General features: G+C 67.7%; 17 protein-coding genes, 3 tRNA genes and 2 pseudogenes. 11 read left to right on the forward strand and 11 right to left on the reverse strand.

The window, feature by feature from the left end:
• Position 1: 1 nt before the first annotated feature.
• From ACXJ3V_RS09040 to ACXJ3V_RS09070, 7 genes are all read right to left on the reverse strand, one after another.
• Positions 2–1,801: an aldehyde dehydrogenase family protein gene (locus tag ACXJ3V_RS09040; protein WP_457099956.1), complete on the reverse strand. Its 1,800-nt coding sequence runs from the start codon at positions 1,799–1,801 to the stop codon at positions 2–4.
• A gap of 82 nt (positions 1,802–1,883) precedes the next feature.
• Positions 1,884–3,293: an MFS transporter gene (locus ACXJ3V_RS09045; protein ID WP_457099957.1), complete on the reverse strand. Its 1,410-nt coding sequence runs from the start codon at positions 3,291–3,293 to the stop codon at positions 1,884–1,886.
• Between the two features lie 61 nt (positions 3,294–3,354).
• Positions 3,355–4,620, reverse strand: a complete 1,266-nt coding sequence (locus ACXJ3V_RS09050; protein ID WP_457099958.1) for a kynureninase — start codon at positions 4,618–4,620, stop codon at positions 3,355–3,357.
• On the reverse strand, positions 4,610–5,593 hold the full coding sequence (locus tag ACXJ3V_RS09055; protein WP_457099959.1) for a hypothetical protein: 984 nt from the start codon (positions 5,591–5,593) through the stop codon (positions 4,610–4,612). Before ACXJ3V_RS09055 ends, ACXJ3V_RS09050 begins: the two co-directional genes overlap by 11 nt.
• Positions 5,594–5,596: 3 nt before the next feature.
• Complete coding sequence (kynA, locus tag ACXJ3V_RS09060; protein WP_457099960.1) at positions 5,597–6,472, reverse strand: tryptophan 2,3-dioxygenase; 876 nt, start codon at positions 6,470–6,472, stop codon at positions 5,597–5,599.
• Between the two features lie 62 nt (positions 6,473–6,534).
• Positions 6,535–7,662 (reverse strand): polysaccharide deacetylase family protein, encoded by a 1,128-nt coding sequence (locus ACXJ3V_RS09065; protein WP_457099961.1) that lies wholly within the window; start codon positions 7,660–7,662, stop codon positions 6,535–6,537.
• Between the two features lie 75 nt (positions 7,663–7,737).
• Positions 7,738–7,995, reverse strand: a complete 258-nt coding sequence (locus tag ACXJ3V_RS09070; protein WP_457099962.1) for a glutaredoxin family protein — start codon at positions 7,993–7,995, stop codon at positions 7,738–7,740.
• 145 nt (positions 7,996–8,140) lie between these two features.
• On the opposite strand from ACXJ3V_RS09070, the gene ACXJ3V_RS09075 reads away from it, so the two are divergent.
• The 9 genes and pseudogenes from ACXJ3V_RS09075 to ACXJ3V_RS09115 all read left to right on the forward strand — a co-directional run bounded on the left by ACXJ3V_RS09075 (position 8,141) and on the right by ACXJ3V_RS09115 (position 14,883).
• Positions 8,141–9,286, forward strand: a complete 1,146-nt coding sequence (locus tag ACXJ3V_RS09075) for a glycosyltransferase (RefSeq protein WP_457099963.1) — start codon at positions 8,141–8,143, stop codon at positions 9,284–9,286.
• Between the two features lie 72 nt (positions 9,287–9,358).
• The gene (locus ACXJ3V_RS09080; protein WP_457099964.1) at positions 9,359–10,531 is read left to right on the forward strand and encodes an AI-2E family transporter; all 1,173 of its coding nucleotides are present in this window, start codon (positions 9,359–9,361) and stop codon (positions 10,529–10,531) included.
• A 465-nt stretch (positions 10,532–10,996) separates the two neighbouring features.
• A pseudogene (locus ACXJ3V_RS09085) lies at positions 10,997–11,684 on the forward strand (NAD-dependent epimerase/dehydratase family protein).
• Positions 11,684–12,631 carry a glycosyltransferase gene (locus ACXJ3V_RS09090; protein WP_457099965.1) on the forward strand — a complete coding sequence of 316 codons (948 nt, stop codon included), beginning with the start codon at positions 11,684–11,686 and terminating at the stop codon, positions 12,629–12,631. The pseudogene ACXJ3V_RS09085 and the gene ACXJ3V_RS09090 overlap by 1 nt, the downstream one beginning before the upstream one ends.
• Positions 12,573–12,793, forward strand: a pseudogene (locus tag ACXJ3V_RS09095) (uroporphyrinogen-III synthase); the annotation flags it as partial. The gene ACXJ3V_RS09090 and the pseudogene ACXJ3V_RS09095, both read left to right, overlap by 59 nt.
• A gap of 61 nt (positions 12,794–12,854) precedes the next feature.
• Positions 12,855–13,364 carry an AI-2E family transporter gene (locus tag ACXJ3V_RS09100; RefSeq protein ID WP_457099966.1) on the forward strand — a complete coding sequence of 170 codons (510 nt, stop codon included), beginning with the start codon at positions 12,855–12,857 and terminating at the stop codon, positions 13,362–13,364.
• A gap of 270 nt (positions 13,365–13,634) precedes the next feature.
• Entirely contained in the window at positions 13,635–14,153 is a 519-nt protein-coding gene (locus tag ACXJ3V_RS09105) for a hypothetical protein (RefSeq protein WP_457099967.1), read from the forward strand.
• A 74-nt stretch (positions 14,154–14,227) separates the two neighbouring features.
• Positions 14,228–14,551 (forward strand): nucleotidyltransferase family protein, encoded by a 324-nt coding sequence (locus ACXJ3V_RS09110; RefSeq protein ID WP_457099968.1) that lies wholly within the window; start codon positions 14,228–14,230, stop codon positions 14,549–14,551.
• Positions 14,548–14,883: a HepT-like ribonuclease domain-containing protein gene (locus tag ACXJ3V_RS09115; RefSeq protein WP_457099969.1), complete on the forward strand. Its 336-nt coding sequence runs from the start codon at positions 14,548–14,550 to the stop codon at positions 14,881–14,883. The genes ACXJ3V_RS09110 and ACXJ3V_RS09115 overlap by 4 nt, the downstream gene beginning before the upstream one ends.
• A gap of 391 nt (positions 14,884–15,274) precedes the next feature.
• On the opposite strand, the gene ACXJ3V_RS09120 is transcribed toward ACXJ3V_RS09115, so the two are convergent.
• From ACXJ3V_RS09120 to ACXJ3V_RS09130, 3 genes are all read right to left on the reverse strand, one after another.
• A tRNA-Phe gene (locus ACXJ3V_RS09120) sits at positions 15,275–15,347 on the reverse strand.
• A 78-nt stretch (positions 15,348–15,425) separates the two neighbouring features.
• A tRNA-Asp gene (locus ACXJ3V_RS09125) sits at positions 15,426–15,499 on the reverse strand.
• Positions 15,500–15,528: 29 nt separating this feature from the next.
• Positions 15,529–15,601 (reverse strand) — tRNA-Glu (locus ACXJ3V_RS09130).
• 199 nt (positions 15,602–15,800) lie between these two features.
• Between ACXJ3V_RS09130 and ACXJ3V_RS09135 the strand changes: the two genes are divergently transcribed.
• A complete protein-coding gene (locus ACXJ3V_RS09135) occupies positions 15,801–17,219 on the forward strand; it encodes a M23 family metallopeptidase (protein WP_457099970.1) in 1,419 nt (472 codons plus the stop codon).
• 76 nt (positions 17,220–17,295) lie between these two features.
• On the opposite strand, the gene ACXJ3V_RS09140 is transcribed toward ACXJ3V_RS09135, so the two are convergent.
• Positions 17,296–17,829 carry an inorganic diphosphatase gene (locus ACXJ3V_RS09140; protein ID WP_457099971.1) on the reverse strand — a complete coding sequence of 178 codons (534 nt, stop codon included), beginning with the start codon at positions 17,827–17,829 and terminating at the stop codon, positions 17,296–17,298.
• Between the two features lie 137 nt (positions 17,830–17,966).
• On the opposite strand from ACXJ3V_RS09140, the gene ACXJ3V_RS09145 reads away from it, so the two are divergent.
• Positions 17,967–18,176 (forward strand): ATP-binding protein (locus tag ACXJ3V_RS09145; protein ID WP_457099972.1); only part of this gene is annotated, 210 nt, incomplete at its 3' end.

Consider the following 18,176-nt stretch of genomic DNA (forward strand, 5'->3'; position numbering starts at 1 on the left):
CTCATGCCCGGAACGCCTGCGTGAGGGTGACCATGAGCTTCGCCCAGTTTCCGGTCATCCGGAATCGGGTGAACCCCTCGCTGACTGCTGCGCCGGTGCGGGAGGTCACGAACCACGGCGGCTTCGGCAAGACGGAGAACGTTCCCTTGCCTGCGATCGCGGTGGACGAGCGTGGGAACGGGCGGAACGGCCCGCGGGTGACGGATCGCTCGACGCGGTCGAGCAGCAGTGCGTTGTGGACGATGCCCATGCCGCTCTGCACGTCGTCGATCGTCCCGCCGGGGAACGCGCCCCAGCTCATCGTCGGCGTGAGGAAGATGAACGCGGTCCAGGCGTTGACCGCGATGCCGCCGTACCGGAGGGCAACGAGCGCCCGCTCGAATCCGTCGCCGAGGGCAGCCTCGGTGACCGGGTCGATGAGGACGTTCGCACCAAGGGTGCCGGTGAGTTTGTCGTTGGCGTGCGCGACGGCGCGATCGAGGAACTCCTGGCCGTTTCCGGCAAGCTCGACGATGCCGAGCACGGGGGCGAAGTATTCGGTCGTCTCCAGCGCGGTCGCGTCGTCACCCGCGCCGACCTCGACGATCGCCCTGGTGCCGTCGGCCGACCAGGCTGCCTCGGGATAACTGGATGCCGCGGCCGCCAGACTCGCGTCCGCCTGGGGGTACCAGACCGACCGCCGCGGAGCTGCATCGTATGCCGTGCGCAGCGCGGTGAGGAACGCCTCGCGCTGCGGCCAGTCCGAGCTCAGGAGGACGACCTGCCCCGCGATGCAGTTGTGGCCGCTGTTCTGCAGCCGCATGGTCGCGACATGCTCGGCGTGATACCGCAGATCCGCGTCGGACCACTGTCCGGGCACGATGATGATCGGCGAAACCCCGCCGAGCTCGGCGGTGATCGGCTTGTCGAGCTGCGGGGTGCCGTCCTTGCGGCGGCGCGCTGTGGCTGCGGCGCCCGCGCCCGACGCGGGGCCCCACACGATGGTGTCGAACGTGCGCGCCGCACCGGTGATGTGCACGTGGTCGATGCCCGGGTGTGCGGTCAGATGTGCGCCGACCTCGCCCCCGCCGCGGACAATCCGGAGGAAGCCGAACTCGATGAGCGGCGCGAATCCGCGCTCGAACACCGGTACCAGGACGTCCTGGGTCGGGTTGACCTTGAGGATCACCGTGCGGTTGGCCGCGAGCAGCTCGTACAGCACATCGAGGACCGGGATGGAGGTGACGTTCCCCGCTCCGAGGACAAGCCCGACGCCACCGGACCGGGTCGGCGTGAGCTGCCCAAGGCCGGCCGTGCCCCGCGCTTCGCGCTCGGTCACGCCCGGCTCGAACCACACCTCGCCGGTGTAGCCCGACAGCAGCAGGCTGTCCACCGGGGTCAGCGGGAACACGTGCGCCCGCACCCGGTTGTGCGAGGCATCCGTCTTCACTCCATCGAGGGGGCTGCCGCCCTTCGCGAGCTTGCGCAGCGAGTCGCGGTAGGCGTCCAGCGCGACCAGTGTCGCGTAGGGACCGCCGAGCCACTCCTCGCCACGGAGCGGATGCCCCGGCTCGATGCCCTTCGACGTCGAGGCGACATCGGCCCACTCCTCGGCGACGGACGACACCGTGTCGTGTAGGCGCTCCATGAGCCGGGTGCGCTGGTCGAGGGTCAGGTGGGTCCAGGTGTTTGCGCCGGCACGAAGATCCGCGACGGCGGCATCGAGCGCTTCGTGAAGGGGCGCGGCGGGCGCGTGCGCCTTCTGGCGGGGCTTGGCGGCCTTGACGGCAGGCGCGTCGGTGGCTTCAGCGGTGGGCGGCACGGCGCTCTCCTTCGTGCGGGGGGTGGGTAAAGCCTACGTCGTGCGACTGCGCGGAGCCTGGGACCGAGTCCCGGCGCTCGTGCTACCGAGTTCCGGCGTCGATGTCGGCGCGGCGCAGTCGGTAACGGCCCAGCGTGAGCAGGCTGAGCGCGATCAGGACGGCGGGGGCCAGGCTGAAGCTCAGCACGATGCCGGCGACCGCGGCGTCGGGCTGGGTCACCGCCTGGTTCGCGGTCGAGGACACGTAGCCGGTGACGGCGAGGATGATCGCGAGCGTCGTCGCGCCCAGCGCGAAGCCGATCGTCTCCCCGGCGGTCCACAGCCCGCTGAAGGCGCCGGCGCGACCGGGGCCGTGGGTCTGCTCGTCGTGCGAGATGACGTCGGGGAGCATGGCCATGGGCAGCGACTGCATGCCGGCGTAGGCGATGCCGGCGAGTCCGACGGGCAGGTAGACCCACTCGCCCGGCGCCCACAGCAGGCCGAGGATCGACAGCGCCGCGATGGCGAAGATGACGCTCGCGATCGCGAACGCCCGCTCCTTGCCGATGCGCCGGGCGACGACTCCCCACACCGGGGCGGCGAAGAGCGCGGGCGCGATCAGGGCGACGAACAACAGCGTGACGGCTGCCTCGGAGTGCAGCACCCAGGTGGCGACGTACTGCGCGCCGGCGAGCATGAGGCCGGTCGCCAGAGCCTGTAGCACGAAGGTGGCCAGCAGGGCCCGGAACGGGGCGCTGCGGCGGAAGGCGCGGATGCTCGCGGCATAGTGCTCGCGGATTCCCGCAGTCGACTCGGATTCAGGCTCGACCGCCGGGGCGGCAGAAGTCGCCCGCACCGGTCGGCGGGCGACCGTCGTCGCGATGAGCATGCCGACGGCGATCGTGATGCCCGCGACGATGCCCATCACGAGGTAGCCGGTCACCGGATCTCCGGTGGCACTGCGCAGCGCCGGACCGCCTGCGCCGAAGAGCAGGATCGCGAACGTGAGCACGACCACCCGCCAGGTGAGCAGGCGCGTGCGCTCGTCGTAGCTCGGGGTGAGCTCGGCAGGCAGAGCGATGTAGGGCACCTGGAAGAGGCTGAACGCGGTCGCGGTCGCGGTGAACGCGATCAGCACCCAGAGCCCGCCGACGACCGGGCCGACGGCCGGCGGCACGGCGAAGGTCAGCGCGAAGAACAGCGGCAGCGCGAGCGCACCGATCAGCATGAGCCGACGTCGACTGCCACGGCGGGCGAGGTCGCGATCGGTGAGCGCGCCGATGACCGGGTCGATGATGACGTCCCAGACCTTCGCGATGGTGATGACCGAGCCGGCGACGAGGGCGGCGACGCCCAGCGAATCCGTCAGGTAGTAGGTGAGCACCAGACCAGGGAGAGTGGCGAATCCCCCGGTGCCGAGGGAGCCGATCGCGTAGCGCGCGATCGTCCCCGGTGACAGGCGATGGGAGGTGGATGCCGGCGCTTCGGGCGCGCGAGAAGCGTCAGTGCTCATCAGGACAGTGTAGGTCGGGCGATGCGCGCGCCCTGGCGCCCGGATGGGGTGCCGGGCGGGGCTATTGGGCCCGCATCGCCCTCGCGATCGCCTGGATGCCGTCGAGGGTCTCGGCGAAGCTCGTCGTCAGCGGCGAGAGACCGATCCGCAGCCCGTCGGGGTCGCGGTAGTCCGGGATGACATCGCCCTCCCAGAGCCGTGCCGTCACGGCGCGCATCGAGGGATGGGAGAGGGTCACATGTCCACCGCGCCGAGCCTCGTCGCGCGGGGACGCCACCGTGACGCCCAGCGGAGCGAGCAGCGCGTCCGAAGCGCGGAGTGCGAACCCGGTGAGCGCCACTGATTTCTCGCGGATCCGGCCGATCCCGGCATCCGCGATCAGCGCGAGCGTCTCCTGGAGGGCGAGCATCCCCACGATGGGCGGCGTGCCCGACAGGAAGCGGCGCATCCCGTCGGCGGGACGATAGGCCGGCCCCATGGCGAAGACGTCGGCGGTGCCCATCCAGCCTTGGATCGGCTGGGCGAGCCGGTCCTGATGGCGGGCCGCCACGTAGGCGAAGGCCGGTGAGCCGGGGCCGCCGTTGAGGTACTTGTAGGTGCATCCGACGGCGAGATCGAAGCCCCAGTCGTCGGCCTCGACGGGCACCGACCCGGCGGAGTGACAGAGATCCCAGACGATCAGGGCACCGGCTTCGTGGGCGATCGCGGTGAGGGCTGCGGCGTCGGCGAGGTAGCCCGAGCGGTAGGCGACATGGCTGAGCAGCACCACGGCCGTCTCGTGGCCAACCGCGACCGACAGCGCGGCGGCGTCGACACCGGCCGCGCGGTCGACCTCGATCCACCGCACGCGCCCACCGCGCTCTGCGGCGATCCCCTCGACGAGATAGCGGTCGGTGGGGAAGTTGTCGCGGTCCACGACGATCTCGCAGCGCGCCGGATCGAGTGCCTGCTGCGCGTCGAACGCGGCGCGCACCAGCTTGTACAGCAGCACCGTGGTCGAGTCTCCGACGACGGTCTGGCCCGGCGCGGCGCCGATCACCGCGCGTCCGATCGTGTCGCCGATCTCGAACGGCAGGCGCATCCAGGACTCGTCCCAGCCGCGGATGAGGCGCCCGCCCCATTCCTCACGCACGAACCTGTCCAGCCGCTCCGCGGTCGCCACCGGCGGCCGGCCGAGGGAGTTGCCGTCGAAGTACACCAGGGGCGTCTCGGCGCCGACGAAGCGGGAGCGGAACGATCGCAGCGGGTCGGCGGCGTCGAGGGCGGATGCCGCTGCGCGGAGTGCGGCGACATCGATGATCGGGCTCGTGCCGGCGTCAGTGCTCATCGTGCACGAGCTCTTCCTCGGGCACCACGGTCGCTCCCGCCAGCCACGCGGCCACTTCCTCGAGCGACTTCGGTACGGCGCCGGGGATGAACGTCGCGACGGCGTGTGTGCCCCCGCTGCCGGGCCAGGGGTCGGTGAGAGCGTCGACGAGTGCGCTGCCGCGCACTCCCGCAGCGTCCAGGGCGGCGAGCTCTGCGAGCTGGATGCCGGGCACGCGGTCGCCGTTGCCGAGATCCGTGCCGTAGAGCACTCGGCCGCCCGCTTCCACGAAGGCGGCCAGATTCGCCTGGGCAGTCGCCGTCGCGCCTGCGTCGTCTGCATGGATCGACAGCGTCGAGATCCAGCGCTGCCCGGCGGCCGCGGCACGCGCGAGGGCGTCGGGCGAGACGAGTTCCGAGAACGGCGTGTGCGCGAGCACGTCGACCCCCTCGGCGATCGCGAGCTCCGTCATTCCGGCGCCCTCGACGTGCGCGACGACCGGCAGCCCCCGCTCGCGAGCGGCGGCGACGATCGCGCCGAGGGTCGCTGTGTCGAACACCGGCCCGACCGACGCGTTGAGGGCGACCTTGATGACGGATGCCCCGAACACCGCCTGCTCGTCCACCGCGGTGGCGGCGCCTCCGGCGACGCCGGCGTGGGTCGAGGCATCATGCACCTCCCGAGCGATCGCCGGCGGCGCCCACGACCGCCCGACCGGGTAGCCGCCCGGGGCGGTCAGGAGCGCCCCCGCATACGCGATCCGCGGAAAGCCATCGCGCGGACGGCGTGCGAGTTCCACCGGGTCGCCGCCCAGGTCGATGGCCGCCGCGATGCCGTGCGAGGGGAGTGCCTGCACGTCGATCAGGTGGAGGTGCACGTGATGGTCGGTGAACGGGGGGAGCGCGACCCCGTGCTCACCGGTGATCGCCCGCCGGCAGAGCGCGGCCGTGGGGCCGAGGAGCGCGCGGAGGGCGAAAGGGTCAGGCTGCGGCATCCGTCATGCTCCTGTCGTGGTCCCGCCGATTTCCGTTCGCACGGCGAACAGTTCCGGGAAGAACGTGAGCTCCAGTGCGCGCTGCAGGAACGGCACGCCGCTCGAGCCGCCGGTCCCGGTCTTGAAGCCGATGATGCGCTCGACGGTCTTCAGGTGACGGAAGCGCCACAGCTGGAAGTTGTCCTCGAGGTCGACGAGCTCTTCGCAGGTCTCGTACGCGGCCCAGTGCTCCTGGGGGTTCTCATAGATGGCGGCGAAGACCGGTACGAGGGCGGGCGTGAAGGTCCATGCCTGGGTGACGTCCCGTTCGAGCACGTCGGCCGGGATCGGATAGCCGGCGCGCGCCAGCATCCGCAGGAACTCGTCGTAGAGGCTCGGCGCCGAAAGCGCCGCACTCACCAGGGCATGCGCGGCGGGATCGGAGGCGAATACACGGAGCATCCCGGCATTCTTGTTGCCGAGCGTGAACTCGACGGCCCGGTACTGCGCGGACTGGAAGCCGCTCGCGTTGCCCAGCACCCCGCGGAACTGCGCGTACTCAGCCGGCGTGAGGGTCGCCAGGACCGACCACTGCTCGGTCAGGGTGCGCTGGATGTGCTTGACCCGCGCGATGCACTTCAGCGCCGGGGCGAGCTGGTCGTCGCGCAGCAGTCCGCAGGCGGCAGACAGCTCGTGCAGCACGAGCTTGAGCCACAGCTCGGTGGTCTGGTGCTGCACGATGAACAGCAGTTCGTCGTGGTGCTCCGGGCTGGACAGCGGCCGCTGCGCGGACAGCAGTGTGCCGAGGTCGAGATAACCGCCGTAGGTCATGCGATCGGTGAAGTCGGTGACGACCGATCCCTCGATCGCCCGTGTGTTCCGCTCGACGCCATCGCCCACGGCTTCAGCCTAGTGAGCGCCTCGAGCGCGCGCGGGGAGCTCCGACCGGATGCCGCGGCCGGTCAGCCGATCAGGCTGACGACAGCGTCCAGGCCCATCCCGTAGTTGATCCGCACCACCGGAAGGGCGAGTTTGTCGGTGCCGATCGAGACGTAGCCCGGCTCGATCGTTCGCGCCATCTCGAAGCCCGCCTGAGTGACGCCCTGCTTCGCCGTGTCGTTGTAATGCCCGTAGGGGTAGGCGATGACTTCCTTGACGCCCAGGATCGCGGCCGAGGCCTCGAGGTCGGCGGCGATCTGGTCAGCCGTCCAGTTGACCATCCGGCCCTTGCCGTTGTCGCCCGCCTGATGCATGTCGTGCGTGTGCGAACGCCGCAGGACGTACACGTTCGGCGGCGGATCCTGGCGGTAGGCGGTGATCATGAAAGACGTCGTCAGCACGCGGTACTTCTCGACGACAGGTGCCGCCAGGTCGAACCAGGTCTGGTCGGCATCGTCGTCGGTGACGATCACCGAGTGGTTGGGCAGGAAGAGCCGCCCGTCGATGAACGCGGCGAGTTCATCCCAGGTGGGCAGGTAGAAGCCACCGGTCGCGATGTGGTTCATGTGCGCGTCGAAGTCGCCGATGTACGCGTAGTTGCCCCGCAGCCAACCGTCCTCGCCCTCAGGGCGGGTCGTGAACTGGTGGTACATCATGATCGGGATCCGCGCGTTCTCCGCCGCGTTCGCCTCGGGGGTGGTCCACGCTCCGTAGAGCGTCAGCTCACGGCCCGGGCATGCGACGGGCTTGGAGCCGTTCACGCGGCCCGCGACTGCCAGCGCCGCGGCATCCGTCGGCGTCCCGTACCAGCCGGCGAAGACGGCACCTGCGCGCGCGGGGATCGGCAGCCCGGCGTAGAGGGCGCCCTGTGTCTGGAGCTGCGGTGCGTCCGCGATCGCGTCGCCCGCGAAGCTCACCGCGCACGCGTTCGGATCCGTGGTGGTCGCCAGCAGCTGCTCGGAGGGAGTCAGCGGCGTCGGCGTCGGGGTGGGCGTGGCAGACGGGGAGGCGGATGCCTCGGCATCCGGTGGTCCCGGTTCGGCGGCGCAGGCGGCGATTCCGGTGAGCAGCAGGGCGACCGCCAGGATGGCCGGAATGCGCGCGGCACGGCGAAGGAGAATTCGCGCGCCGGCGCTGGTCTGGTCGTTCACGGCATCGTTTCCCCGGTGAGGCGTATGCCGCCCCCAGCGGACACGCGATACCGCCAGAGTACCCGTGTGCGCGGGTCAGACGATCGCGAGCTCGCGCAGCTTCGCCTCGACGTCGGCGTTCGACGGTTCGACGTGGTGGCTCGCGTCCGGGTACACCACGACCGGGATCTGGGTGCGGCCGGAGATCTCACGCGCCACATCAGCGGCGGCCGGGTTGGCGATCAGGTCCACGTACTCATAGGCGACGCCGAGAGTGTCGAGCTGCTTCTTGGTGCGGACGCAGTCGCGGCACCAGTCGGCGCCGAACAGGGTGATCGAGGGAGCGGAAGTCATCCCTCCATTCTCCCGTATGCCGCCTGAGCGACTCCCGCATGTGCCATGAAGTGGACAGACCCCGGCGCCCGCGTTCCTGAGCGATTTCGATGGATTCTCCTGGCGCTTTCCGTCGGGCGACACGCCGTGCGACCATGGGTGCGCAGTGCAACTCTCGATCATCGTCCCGACCTACAACGAAGCTCCGAACATCTCGGAGCTGGTTCGGCGTGTCTCGGCGGCGGTCGACGGGATCGATGCCGAGGTCATCTTCGTCGACGACAGCACCGATGACACCCCCGAAACCGTCCGGGCAGTCGCCGCCACTGCGGCCCTCCCGGTGCGTCTGATCCATCGCGACAAAGGCAAGGGCGGCCTCGGCGGCGCTGTGCTCGAGGGCTTCGCCGCAGCCGAGTCAGATGTGTGCGTCGTCATCGACGGCGACCTGCAGCATCCACCCGAGGAGATCTCCACGCTCTGGCACCGCTACGCGCGCGGAGACGTCGACATCGTGGTGGCGTCGCGCTACACGAGCGGCGGAACGGCGGGCGGGCTCGCGGACCGCACGAGGGTGCTTGTCTCAAAGGTCTCGACGGCGCTCACGCGGGCGATGTTCCCGATCCGGCTCAAGGACGTCAGTGACCCGATGACCGGGTTCTTCCTCGTCGACCGACGCGTGGTCGACCCGGAGGCGCTCACCCCCCGTGGCTTCAAGATCCTGCTCGAGATCCTCGCCCGCACGAATGTGCKGATCGCCGAAGTGCCGTTCACGTTCGCCGATCGCCACGCCGGCGAGTCCAAAGCATCGCTGCGACAGGGAGTGCACTTCGTCACCCAGCTCACCGCGCTGCGCTTCGGGAAGATGTCCCTGTTCGCTTTCATCGGAGCGCTCGGCGCCGTGGCCAACCTCGCGATCATGTGGGGTCTCACCCACGTCGGCGTCGAGTACATCGTCGCTGCGATCATCGCGGCGGAGACGACGATCCTCGGCAATTTCCTGCTGCAGGAGCGCTTCGTATTCCAGGACATGCGCGGCGCGGCATCCGGTGTCGGGTCGCGGTTCGCGAAGTCATTCGCGTTCAACAACGCGGAGGCGCTCGTCCGCATCCCGATCATCGCGTTGATGGTGGAGAGCTGGCACTTGTCGAGTGTGATCGCGGCCGCAATCACTTTGATCGTCGCCTTCTTCGCAAGATTCGTGTTCCACTCGCTCGTTGTCTACGCCCCCGCCGAGCCGGGTATCGCGCCGAGCCGGGCACGCCACCTGGTCGAGGAGCTCGACGCCCAGGCCATGCAGCCAGGAGAGCTGTAGTCGCAGAGACTCTCGCGCAAATCACCCGCGAGGGAGCAGGCCGCACGCCTGCATCGGCCGGACAATGGCGCAATGACAGATGCGACGCACCCGAGCGCCGAACCGACGCCTCCCCGGGGAGACACCCCCGCGGAGGGTGCCGGGCCCGCCCCGGAGCTCGCCGCTCCGGCCCCGCGCGAGCCGATATGGCAGAAGGTGCTCGCCGCGATCGAGCGGCCGGGCACGGCCGGATTCCTCGCCACGATCGGTGTGCTGCTCGCACTCGTCCTCGGCGGCGCGGTCCGCTCGATCACGCTGATCCTGATCTACATCGTGCTTGGGCTGTTCCTCGCCCTCGCGCTCGACCCGATCGTGCGGATGCTCGAGCGGCGCGGCCGGAAGCGCGGCACCGGGATCACGCTCGTCTTCGCGGGCTTTCTCGTCATCGTCGGGTTCTTCACGATCTTCCTGCTGCCTCCGGTGGTCAATCAGATCGGTCAGTTCATCGCCACAGCACCCGAGGCGATCCTCGGGGTGCAGGAGGGGGAGTGGTTCGCGCAACTGACTCCCGACGCGCAGGCCGCCGTCTCGGCCGCGCTCATCGAACTGTCTGCCACGCTTTCCAGCCCCGAGTTCATCGCCGCGATCGGCGGCGGGGCGCTCGCGCTCGGCCTCGGACTCGTCTCATTCATCACCGGCGCCATCATCGTCATCGCGCTGACGCTGTACTTCCTCGCGTCGCTGTCGGACATGAAGAACGCGCTCTACGCCCTGGCGCCCGCCCGCAACCGGCCGCGCCTGGCCGACATGACTGAGCGGGTCACCGCTTCGGTGGGCAGCTCGATCATCGGGTCGGTCATCCTGGCCGGCCTCAACGCCGGCACCGTCTTCGTGCTGCACTGGGTGATCGACCTGCCGTTCGCCGCCCTGATGGCGGCCGTCGCGTTCGTGATCACGCTGATCCCGCTGTTCGGTTCGGTGATCTTCCTGGTGATCGGCAGCGTCGTGGCCCTGTTCACGAGTCCCACCCAGGCGCTCATGTTCGCGATCGCGTATCTGATCTACATCCAGATCGAGTCGTACATCCTGAGCCCGCGCATCATGAACAGGGCGATCTCCATCCCCGGAGTGCTCGTGCTCATCGGCGCCATGGTCGGCGGCACGCTCCTCGGAGTCCTCGGCGTGCTCCTGGCACTGCCGACGATGGCGATGATCCTGCTGATCATCCGCGAGGTGTGGGTGCCGAAGCAGGACCTCAAGGTGTGACATCACTCGCGGGCAGGCGTATGTGAGAATCCGACGCATACGATCGCTCCGGCGCGTTGGAGCGCGGAGGGTTTGCTCGGCAAACGGAAGACGCATCGCGGATCCGCCCCAGCAGGACGTCTATCTCGATGATCTGCGGCTCGACGTCGCACCATTCATCCCGCAGAATGCCGGCCCGGTGCTCGACGTCGGATGCGGCAAGGGCGGCTTCGGGCGCACGCTGCGCGACGCACTAGGACCCCAGGTCCGGACCGCCGGCATCGTGGGCATGAGACTGTAGAGTCACCGTATGTGGGGCATGGCGGCCGTGTCCGGCCGATGCGGAGGTCCTTCCCTCCGGGTTGCTCTGTTCGTCCTCGCCCAGTCGTGCCCGCTGGCAGGTGCCACACGCTTCGATCTCCGAGATGCGGCTAGCGTCGACCAGTTGCTGATCGATCTCCGCCCAGATGTCGTGGTCCACCTCGCATGCGGCTTGCTACCGAGAAGCGGAGCGGTCGACTATTTGAAGAGCAGGCGGAGGTGGTGGTTCCGACGATCAGGCTCGCGAATCGACTCGCCGAGATGGGCGGCGCAATGGTCTTTCTGTCATCAGGCGGTGCGGTGTACGGCCCCCAGGAGTCGTACGTGCTGTCGGAGCAAGCGCCATGCGCGCCAATCAGCTTCTGCGGTCAGTCGAAGCTCGAGATTGAGAGCTACATCAGGTTCGCGGGACGGGCTGCGTTACCTCATCGTCCGGCCAGCGAATCCGTATGGTCCACACCAGGACACGCGTTCGGGCCAGGGACTCGTCACGGTACTCACCGAGAAGGCATTGCGGAGCGAGACGGTGGAGGTATGGGGCGACGGGACGGTCGTGCGTGACTACATCTACGTTGAAGACCTGTGCGCGTCGATCGCCCATCTCGTCACCAAGGGCTTTAGGGACGCGACTGTCAACATTGGTACCGGGCACGGATCGTCGGTGATGGACGTCGTTCGGGCGGTCGAACACGAGACTGGTGTGCCCCTCAAGCTCAGGTTCGAGGAAGCCCGACGGGTCGACTCGGCTCGGGCGGTACTCGATGTGTCCAGGTTGCGAGCGACGGGGAGCCCGATGCCTCGGTTGTTGTCAGTCGGTCTTGCTGACTRTGTCCGGCGCCTCAAGAAGATCTAATGCACTCGACGAAGCTAGCCATCGCGATACCGACGTACGACCGCCCGACCGAGAGTCTTCTCAACGACGAAGACTTGCTGCGCGAGGCCATGCACCTCGGTGTCGAGATCTACATCTCGGACGACAGCACGGACGACAGAACGCAGGTGCTCGCTGCTGGCGTGATGACTCGCTTCTCGCACGTCCACTATCGACGGAACACGCCATCGTTGGGACACGACGCCAACGTGGTGGAGACCTTGCTCTGGCCGGCGGCCGACTACGTCTGGCTTCTTGGTGACACGTTCAGGACCCTCCCGGGTGAGCTCGAACGAATCGTCTCGCAGCTCCACGGCCAGGCGTTCCAGTTCGTGAACTGGAGCTCCGGAGACCTGGCCGTGACAGAGGTTGTGGACGGAGACGCGGCGAGAGCGCTCGTTCGAGAAAAGATCTGGCACCAGACACTCACCGGCGCGACCATCTACCACCGCTCAGTGTGTGACTGGGTGCGCGAGGTGCGTCCAGCAACGCATGCCAACTTCCCCCACCTCGACGTCATCCTAGGATTCGCTGCCGCGTGCAACGTCTCGGTGGGCTGGTACGGCCGCAAGGCGTTGACGTCCGCACCGAAAAATGGCAGCTATTGGCACCACCGAGCGTTGGACGTGTTCGTCGACGACTGGGTAGCCGTGTTGAGTGCATACCCCTCGGTGGTGCCCGCAGACCAACTGGCCAAGGTTGTTCGGTCGCACTCCGCGAACACAGGTCTCTTCAGCTACGAGTTCCTCACCACACTCAGGTCCTCGGGCCACCTCAACTGGCGTGCGACGAGACGGCCGCTCTTCTGGGATGCGATGCACCTGAGCCGCTTCAAGGTCGTGACTTTGTTGCTCACCCCTCGGCGAATAGCCGCTGATCAACTTCGCGCCCATCAACGATCAGGCGTCCCTGGAGCGGGCGCTCGCTGATCTCGCGTCCGGTGCCTTCGACTGGCGACGCTGACCAGTGTGACGACCGTCGATGTGCTCTACGCGTATCGCGCCACGATCCCGGCCATGACTAGAGTCGCCGCTGTGGGAGAGACGACGGCGGCCGCGCTTCTCGCCGTCGGGTACCGCGTGGATCTGGTCATGTCGATTCAACGCGTCGTGCGAAGCCTCAGGAACGGCCGGATTCCTCGCCACGATCGGCGTGCTGCTCGCACTCGTCCTCGGCGGCGCGGTCCGCTCGATCACGCTGATCCTGATCTACATCGTGCTCGGCCTGCTCCTCGCCCTCGCGCTCGACCCGATCGTGCGGATGCTCGAGCGGCGCGGCCGGAAGCGCGGCACCCGGATCACTCTCGTCTTCGCCGGATTCCTCGTCATCGCCGGGTTCTTCACGATCTTCCTGCTGCCGCCGGTGGTCAATCAGATCGGTCAGTTCATCGCCATAGCACCCGAGGGCAGCTCGATCATCGGGTCGGTCATCCTCGCAGGACTCAACGCCGGCACCGTGTTCGTGCTCCACCTGGTCATCGGTCTGCCGTTCGCCGCCCTGATGCGGCCGTCGCGTTCGCCAGAAGAGGGTTTCTGTGGCTCCGACGGGCGTCGATCCCGTGACCTCACGATTTTCAGTTCTGTGCCGGGGGTTATCGGGTCGCAGTTGGTGCTCGTTCATCCCGGGATCACGCGGGTCGAGGTGCTCATTGGTGCTCGTTGATCGTCGTCGTTTCGACGGAGTTCCCGGCACTTTCCCGGCACGGTTTCCGCAGCAGTCGGATGTCGCGGGCGCTGCTCGCACTGAACTGGCGGCCGCGAGCGCGAATCCCTCGGTCTCGGTGCCGGCGTCGTTGCGGCGCTCGAACTGAAGACGATGCATCTCACTTGAGCTCGACGCTGCCATTCCTCCACAGCGCGACGCCTGTTCGCGTTGTCCCCGTCCGCCGGATGCTGGGATGCCGGCCCTCTCTGCGAACGGGATCATCGGCGCATGGGAATCCGGTACTACGCATACGCCTTCGACGCCAACCTCGTACAKCAGGCGGTCGACGACCCGCACAGCATGCTCTCCAGCGACCCACTTGCCGATGCGTGGGGCATGGAGCCACACGCATCAGTGAGCGTCGCGACGTTCGAGCAGGTCTCGCCCAAGCGCGACATGCTGTACCTCGACAAGGCCTGGTCGGCGCTGCAGTCACTCACGCACCCGACGCCCGACAGTCCCGCTGGCTCGTCGTACCGCATGTTCGAGGGAAACGTGACGATGCACGGATTGGGCTGGGATCCGTGGGTGAGGACAATCCTGCCGGAGGAGGTGCCGGTGATTCGTGACGACCTCTGCGCGATTGACGAGTCCCGGGTGCGGGCGTGGGCGGAATCGTGGCGCAGTCCGCGCGCAGCCGACGACGAGGATGAGCTCCGGTACATCCTCGATTTCCTCAAACGAGCTCAGGAATTTGTCGAGTCGCTTGCGGCTGACGGTCGGGGAATGGTCTACCTAATCGGATGACTCCATCCCCATTGGTCGCGGTCCGTTCCAGGTGATGCGGCGTCCAGCCCAAGACGTGGCGTTACCCTTGTGCCATGAGCGGCACGAGCCAGTCGAGCTTCGCATTGCGCGAAGTAATCGAAGCGCGCCGTGCCGGGTTCGACGAGTTGCTCGCCAAGTACGCCGCAAGGAACCCGAGACTATTCGGTTCGGTCGCGCGTGGTGATGCCGTTGAAGGCAGTGACATCGACATCATTGTCGAGATGGATCCTGCTGACGGGAATCTGCTCATGCGGGCGAGCGGTCTCATGGAGGAGACTCGGGAGCTCTACGGCAGGCAGGACATCGACGTCTTTCCCGTGCAGCTTCTTAAGCGGCCGGTCTCAGAGTCGGCTCTCTCGGATTCGGTTGCCTTGTGACCCGCAGCGCCGAGCAGCGAATCCAGGACATTCTCGAGTCGATCGATCGCTGCTGCCGCTACGTGATCTCGTTGGACAGTGCGGACCCTGATCTTGTCGATATGGCTGAGGATGCCGTCGAGCGGAATCTTCAGATCATCGGTGAAGCCGTGTCCCGTCTCCCGGGGGAGATCACCGACGCTCATTCCGAGATCGCGTGGCCGCAGATTCGAGGGTTTCGGAACATCCTCGTTCACCAGTACTTCGGCGTCGACGTCGACACCGTTCGCGACGTGATCCAGACTCACCTGCCGCCCCTCGAAGCGGCGCTCCGACATCACCTCGGGGCGTAGCGGATCGGGGCACATTTCTGCCACGAATCAGACCGGGGGTCTGCGTGCAGGTCTCGAGGCCCTTCCGATTGAGTGTCTGTGAGCGCGCGACCAGAATCGTGCGGTCCTTGCGATTGGGGTGCTCCGCGCAGGGTCGCAGGTGGTGACAGGTGGCGCCCATTGGCCTCCGTTCGTCGACGCCCCGAGCGACGTCATCGAGCAGTGCCGGGAAGTTAGCCCATTTGTGCCGGGAAGCTACAGGCACTTTGCCGGCACAAATGCCGCAGTCGATGCCCTTGAGGATGCTTGAGCAGCCGAGCAACCAGGAACCATTACTTTTCGATACGTCGGAAATAGCCTCTGACCGGGCATGAAGAAACCCCCTCCTGTAGAAGCCAGAAGAGGGTTTCAGTGGCTCCGACGGGCGTCGATCCCGTGACCTCACGATTTTCAGTCGTGCGCTCTACCAACTGAGCTACAGAGCCGCGCAGCATCCTGAATCAACACGATCGCCGCGCCTAAGACGAAAGGCCCTCTCCGAAAAAAGGGCCCGTCGCTCAGAGCGACCCTGACGGGACTTGAACCCGCGACCTCCGCCGTGACAGGGCGGCACGCTAACCAACTGCGCTACAGGGCCTTGCGTATTGAATTGTAATCGGTATTTTGTGACCCCAACGGGATTCGAACCCGTGCTACCGCCGTGAAAGGGCGGCGTCCTAGGCCACTAAACGATGGGGCCAAATGAACCCCTGGCTCATCGCCTGGCGCTCACGCTTACCGACGCTCAAGCATACGCAATCGCTGTGGAATGCGCCAATCGAGGGCGCGCCCTGACCGCGCACGGGTGATTCCGGCGCACGATAGTGGGTGCGCTCCGGCCCGAACCGGAGCAAGATGGGGCCACAGCTTCTCTTGCGCGTGTTAGCGATGTTGCTACTGTGAAAGAAGTTGTCCTGAGCCGGGAGGGATACGTGGAGCCGGATCACGGCGTCGAGGAGTGCGACTGCGCCCCTAGTGCCCGCGAACGCCGCGCCCTCTGGCCCGTGATGAGCCGGCGTGGAGCGCTGGGTCTCGGGGCTCTCGGTCTTGTGACCCTCGGCGCCTTCGCAGGCCCTCTGCTCCCGGCGGCCTTCGCCGTGGACTACCCCTCCTGGGACGACGTCCAGCGAGCCAAGTCGAACGAGGCGGCTAAGGCGACCGAGGTCACCAACATCCAGGGGCTGATCGCCGGCCTCGCATCCGAGGTCCAGCGCACCCAGGCCGCGGCACAGGTCGCGTCGGACGCGTTCTACACCGCGCAGCAGGAGTACTTCGATGCGGCAGCGCGCGCCGATCAGCTGCAGCAGCAGGCGGATCAGCAGGCTGCGACAGCGCTGGATGCCGCGAACAAGGCCGGTCGGGTGGCGGCGCAGCTCTACCGCAACGGCGGCGATGACACCTCATTGGAGCTCTTCTTCGCCGGATCGGCCGCATCGGCGGACGATCTGCTGGCGCGACTCGGCACGATGGACCAGCTCATCGACCGCAACCAGGCGGTCTACGCGGATGCGATCACGGCACGCGACGCCGCGCAGAGTCTCAGCGACCAGGCCGTGGTCGCTCGGGACGAGCGCGACCGGCTGCAGAAGGTTGCCGAGCAGAAGATGGTCGAAGCGCAGCAGGCAGCCGACGCGGCGCAGGCGGCGCTCGACGCCCAGCAGGCGCACCTGTCCGATCTGCAGGCTCAGCTCGCCGCGCTTCAGGACACCACAGCCCGCACCATCGCGGATTACCAGGCCGGTGTCGAGGCCGCGCGCATCGCCCGCGAGGCGGCGGCGGCGGCTGCGCGGGCCGAGGCTGAGCGTCTCGCGGCAGCGGCAGCCGCCGCAGCCCAGCACTCCGGTGGCGGCGGAGGCGGCGGTGGTGGTGGAGGTGGCGGCAACGGCGGCGCCGTCGTCGGCTCAGGGTGGGCGCGCCCCTCATCCGGCTATCGGAGTTCCGGGTACGGTCCCCGAACGGTCGTCTGCGGCGCCAGCTACTGCTCCAGCGGGTTTCACTACGGCGTCGATCTCGCCGCGGCGTGCGGCTCGGCGATCTACGCAGCGAGCGCCGGCACCGTCGTCTACGCCGGCCCGAACGGCGGCTACGGCAACTACATCAAGATCGACCACGGCGGCGGCATCGGCACCGGCTACGGGCACATCATGCGTGGTGGGATCCTCGTCGGCTACGGCCAACGGGTCGGTGCCGGCCAGCTGATCGCGTACGAGGGCAACACCGGCAACTCGTTCGGCTGCCACCTCCACTTCGAGACCTACGTCAACGGCAACCCGGTCAACCCGATCTACTTCATGGCCGATCGCGGGATCTCGGTCTAGCCACCAGGAACGCGAAGGGCGGATGTCGCAGCTCAGAGCTGCGAGGCATCCGCCCTCTTCAGATCGCGGTGATGCGCTACAGCGTCGAGGGTGCGACGCCCTCGCCCTGCGTGGCGGTCTGGCCTTCGTGCTCCTTGAAGCGGTCGAAGGCCTCGGCGACGAGCTGCTCGGCGACGGCGGCGGATGCCCACTCGTCGACCTTGACCCACTTGTTCGGCTCGAGGTCCTTGTAGTGCTCGAAGAAGTGCTCGATCTCCTTGCGGGTGTACTCCGGGATGTCGTTCACATCCTGAATGTGCGCCCAGCGGGGATCCTTGGCGAGCACCGCGACGAGCTTGTCGTCGCCACCGGCCTCGTCGCTCATCTTGAGCACGCCGACCGGGCGCACGCTCGCGAGCACGCCCGGCGCGAGTTCGAAGTCGAGGAGCAGGAGTACGTCGAGCGGGTCACCGTCCTCGCCGAGCGAGTTCTCGAAGAACCCGTAGTTCGTCGGGTAGCCGAACGCGGTGTAGAGGATGCGATCGAGGAAGACGCGGCCCGTGCCGTGGTCGACCTCGTACTTCACGCGGCTGCCGCGGGGGATCTCGATGACGGCGTCGTACGCGCCCATGGGGGACTCCTTCTCAGGGGGTTTCGGATGCTTCGTCTCGCTTGCGCGCGCTCAGCAGAAGTGCCTCGACCAGCCTAGTCCGGGTGTATGCACACGCACTGAGGCTGGTTTCCGGGCCGCCGGACTACCGTGGATGGATGACCGTTCGTCCGGGCCTGGATCCCGCCGTCGCCGAGGTGCGGCTGGCCGTGCGTGTCGCCCTGCGCGGGATCGATCCGGGCTCGACGGTCGTCGTCGCCCTCTCCGGTGGTCCGGACTCCCTCGCCCTCGCCGCCGCGACCGCATTCGAGGCGGCGAAGGCGGGGTTGCGGGCCGTCGCCGTCACCATCGATCACGGTCTCCAGGAG

It is taken from the genome of Microbacterium sp. P5_E9 (assembly GCF_054049175.1).

What these genes read in the sequence shown, in the direction of transcription:
- ACXJ3V_RS09045 (WP_457099957.1), bottom strand. Translation starts at nt 3,293, where the DNA reads ATGAGCACTGACGCTTCTCGCGCGCCCGAAGCGCCGGCATCCACCTCC.
- ACXJ3V_RS09050 (WP_457099958.1), bottom strand. Translation starts at nt 4,620, where the DNA reads ATGAGCACTGACGCCGGCACGAGCCCGATCATCGATGTCGCCGCACTC.
- ACXJ3V_RS09055 (WP_457099959.1), bottom strand. Translation starts at nt 5,593, where the DNA reads ATGCCGCAGCCTGACCCTTTCGCCCTCCGCGCGCTCCTCGGCCCCACG.
- ACXJ3V_RS09070 (WP_457099962.1), bottom strand. Translation starts at nt 7,995, where the DNA reads ATGACTTCCGCTCCCTCGATCACCCTGTTCGGCGCCGACTGGTGCCGC.
- ACXJ3V_RS09080 (WP_457099964.1), top strand. Translation starts at nt 9,359, where the DNA reads ATGACAGATGCGACGCACCCGAGCGCCGAACCGACGCCTCCCCGGGGA.
- ACXJ3V_RS09090 (WP_457099965.1), top strand. Translation starts at nt 11,684, where the DNA reads ATGCACTCGACGAAGCTAGCCATCGCGATACCGACGTACGACCGCCCG.
- ACXJ3V_RS09110 (WP_457099968.1), top strand. Translation starts at nt 14,228, where the DNA reads ATGAGCGGCACGAGCCAGTCGAGCTTCGCATTGCGCGAAGTAATCGAA.
- ACXJ3V_RS09140 (WP_457099971.1), bottom strand. Translation starts at nt 17,829, where the DNA reads ATGGGCGCGTACGACGCCGTCATCGAGATCCCCCGCGGCAGCCGCGTG.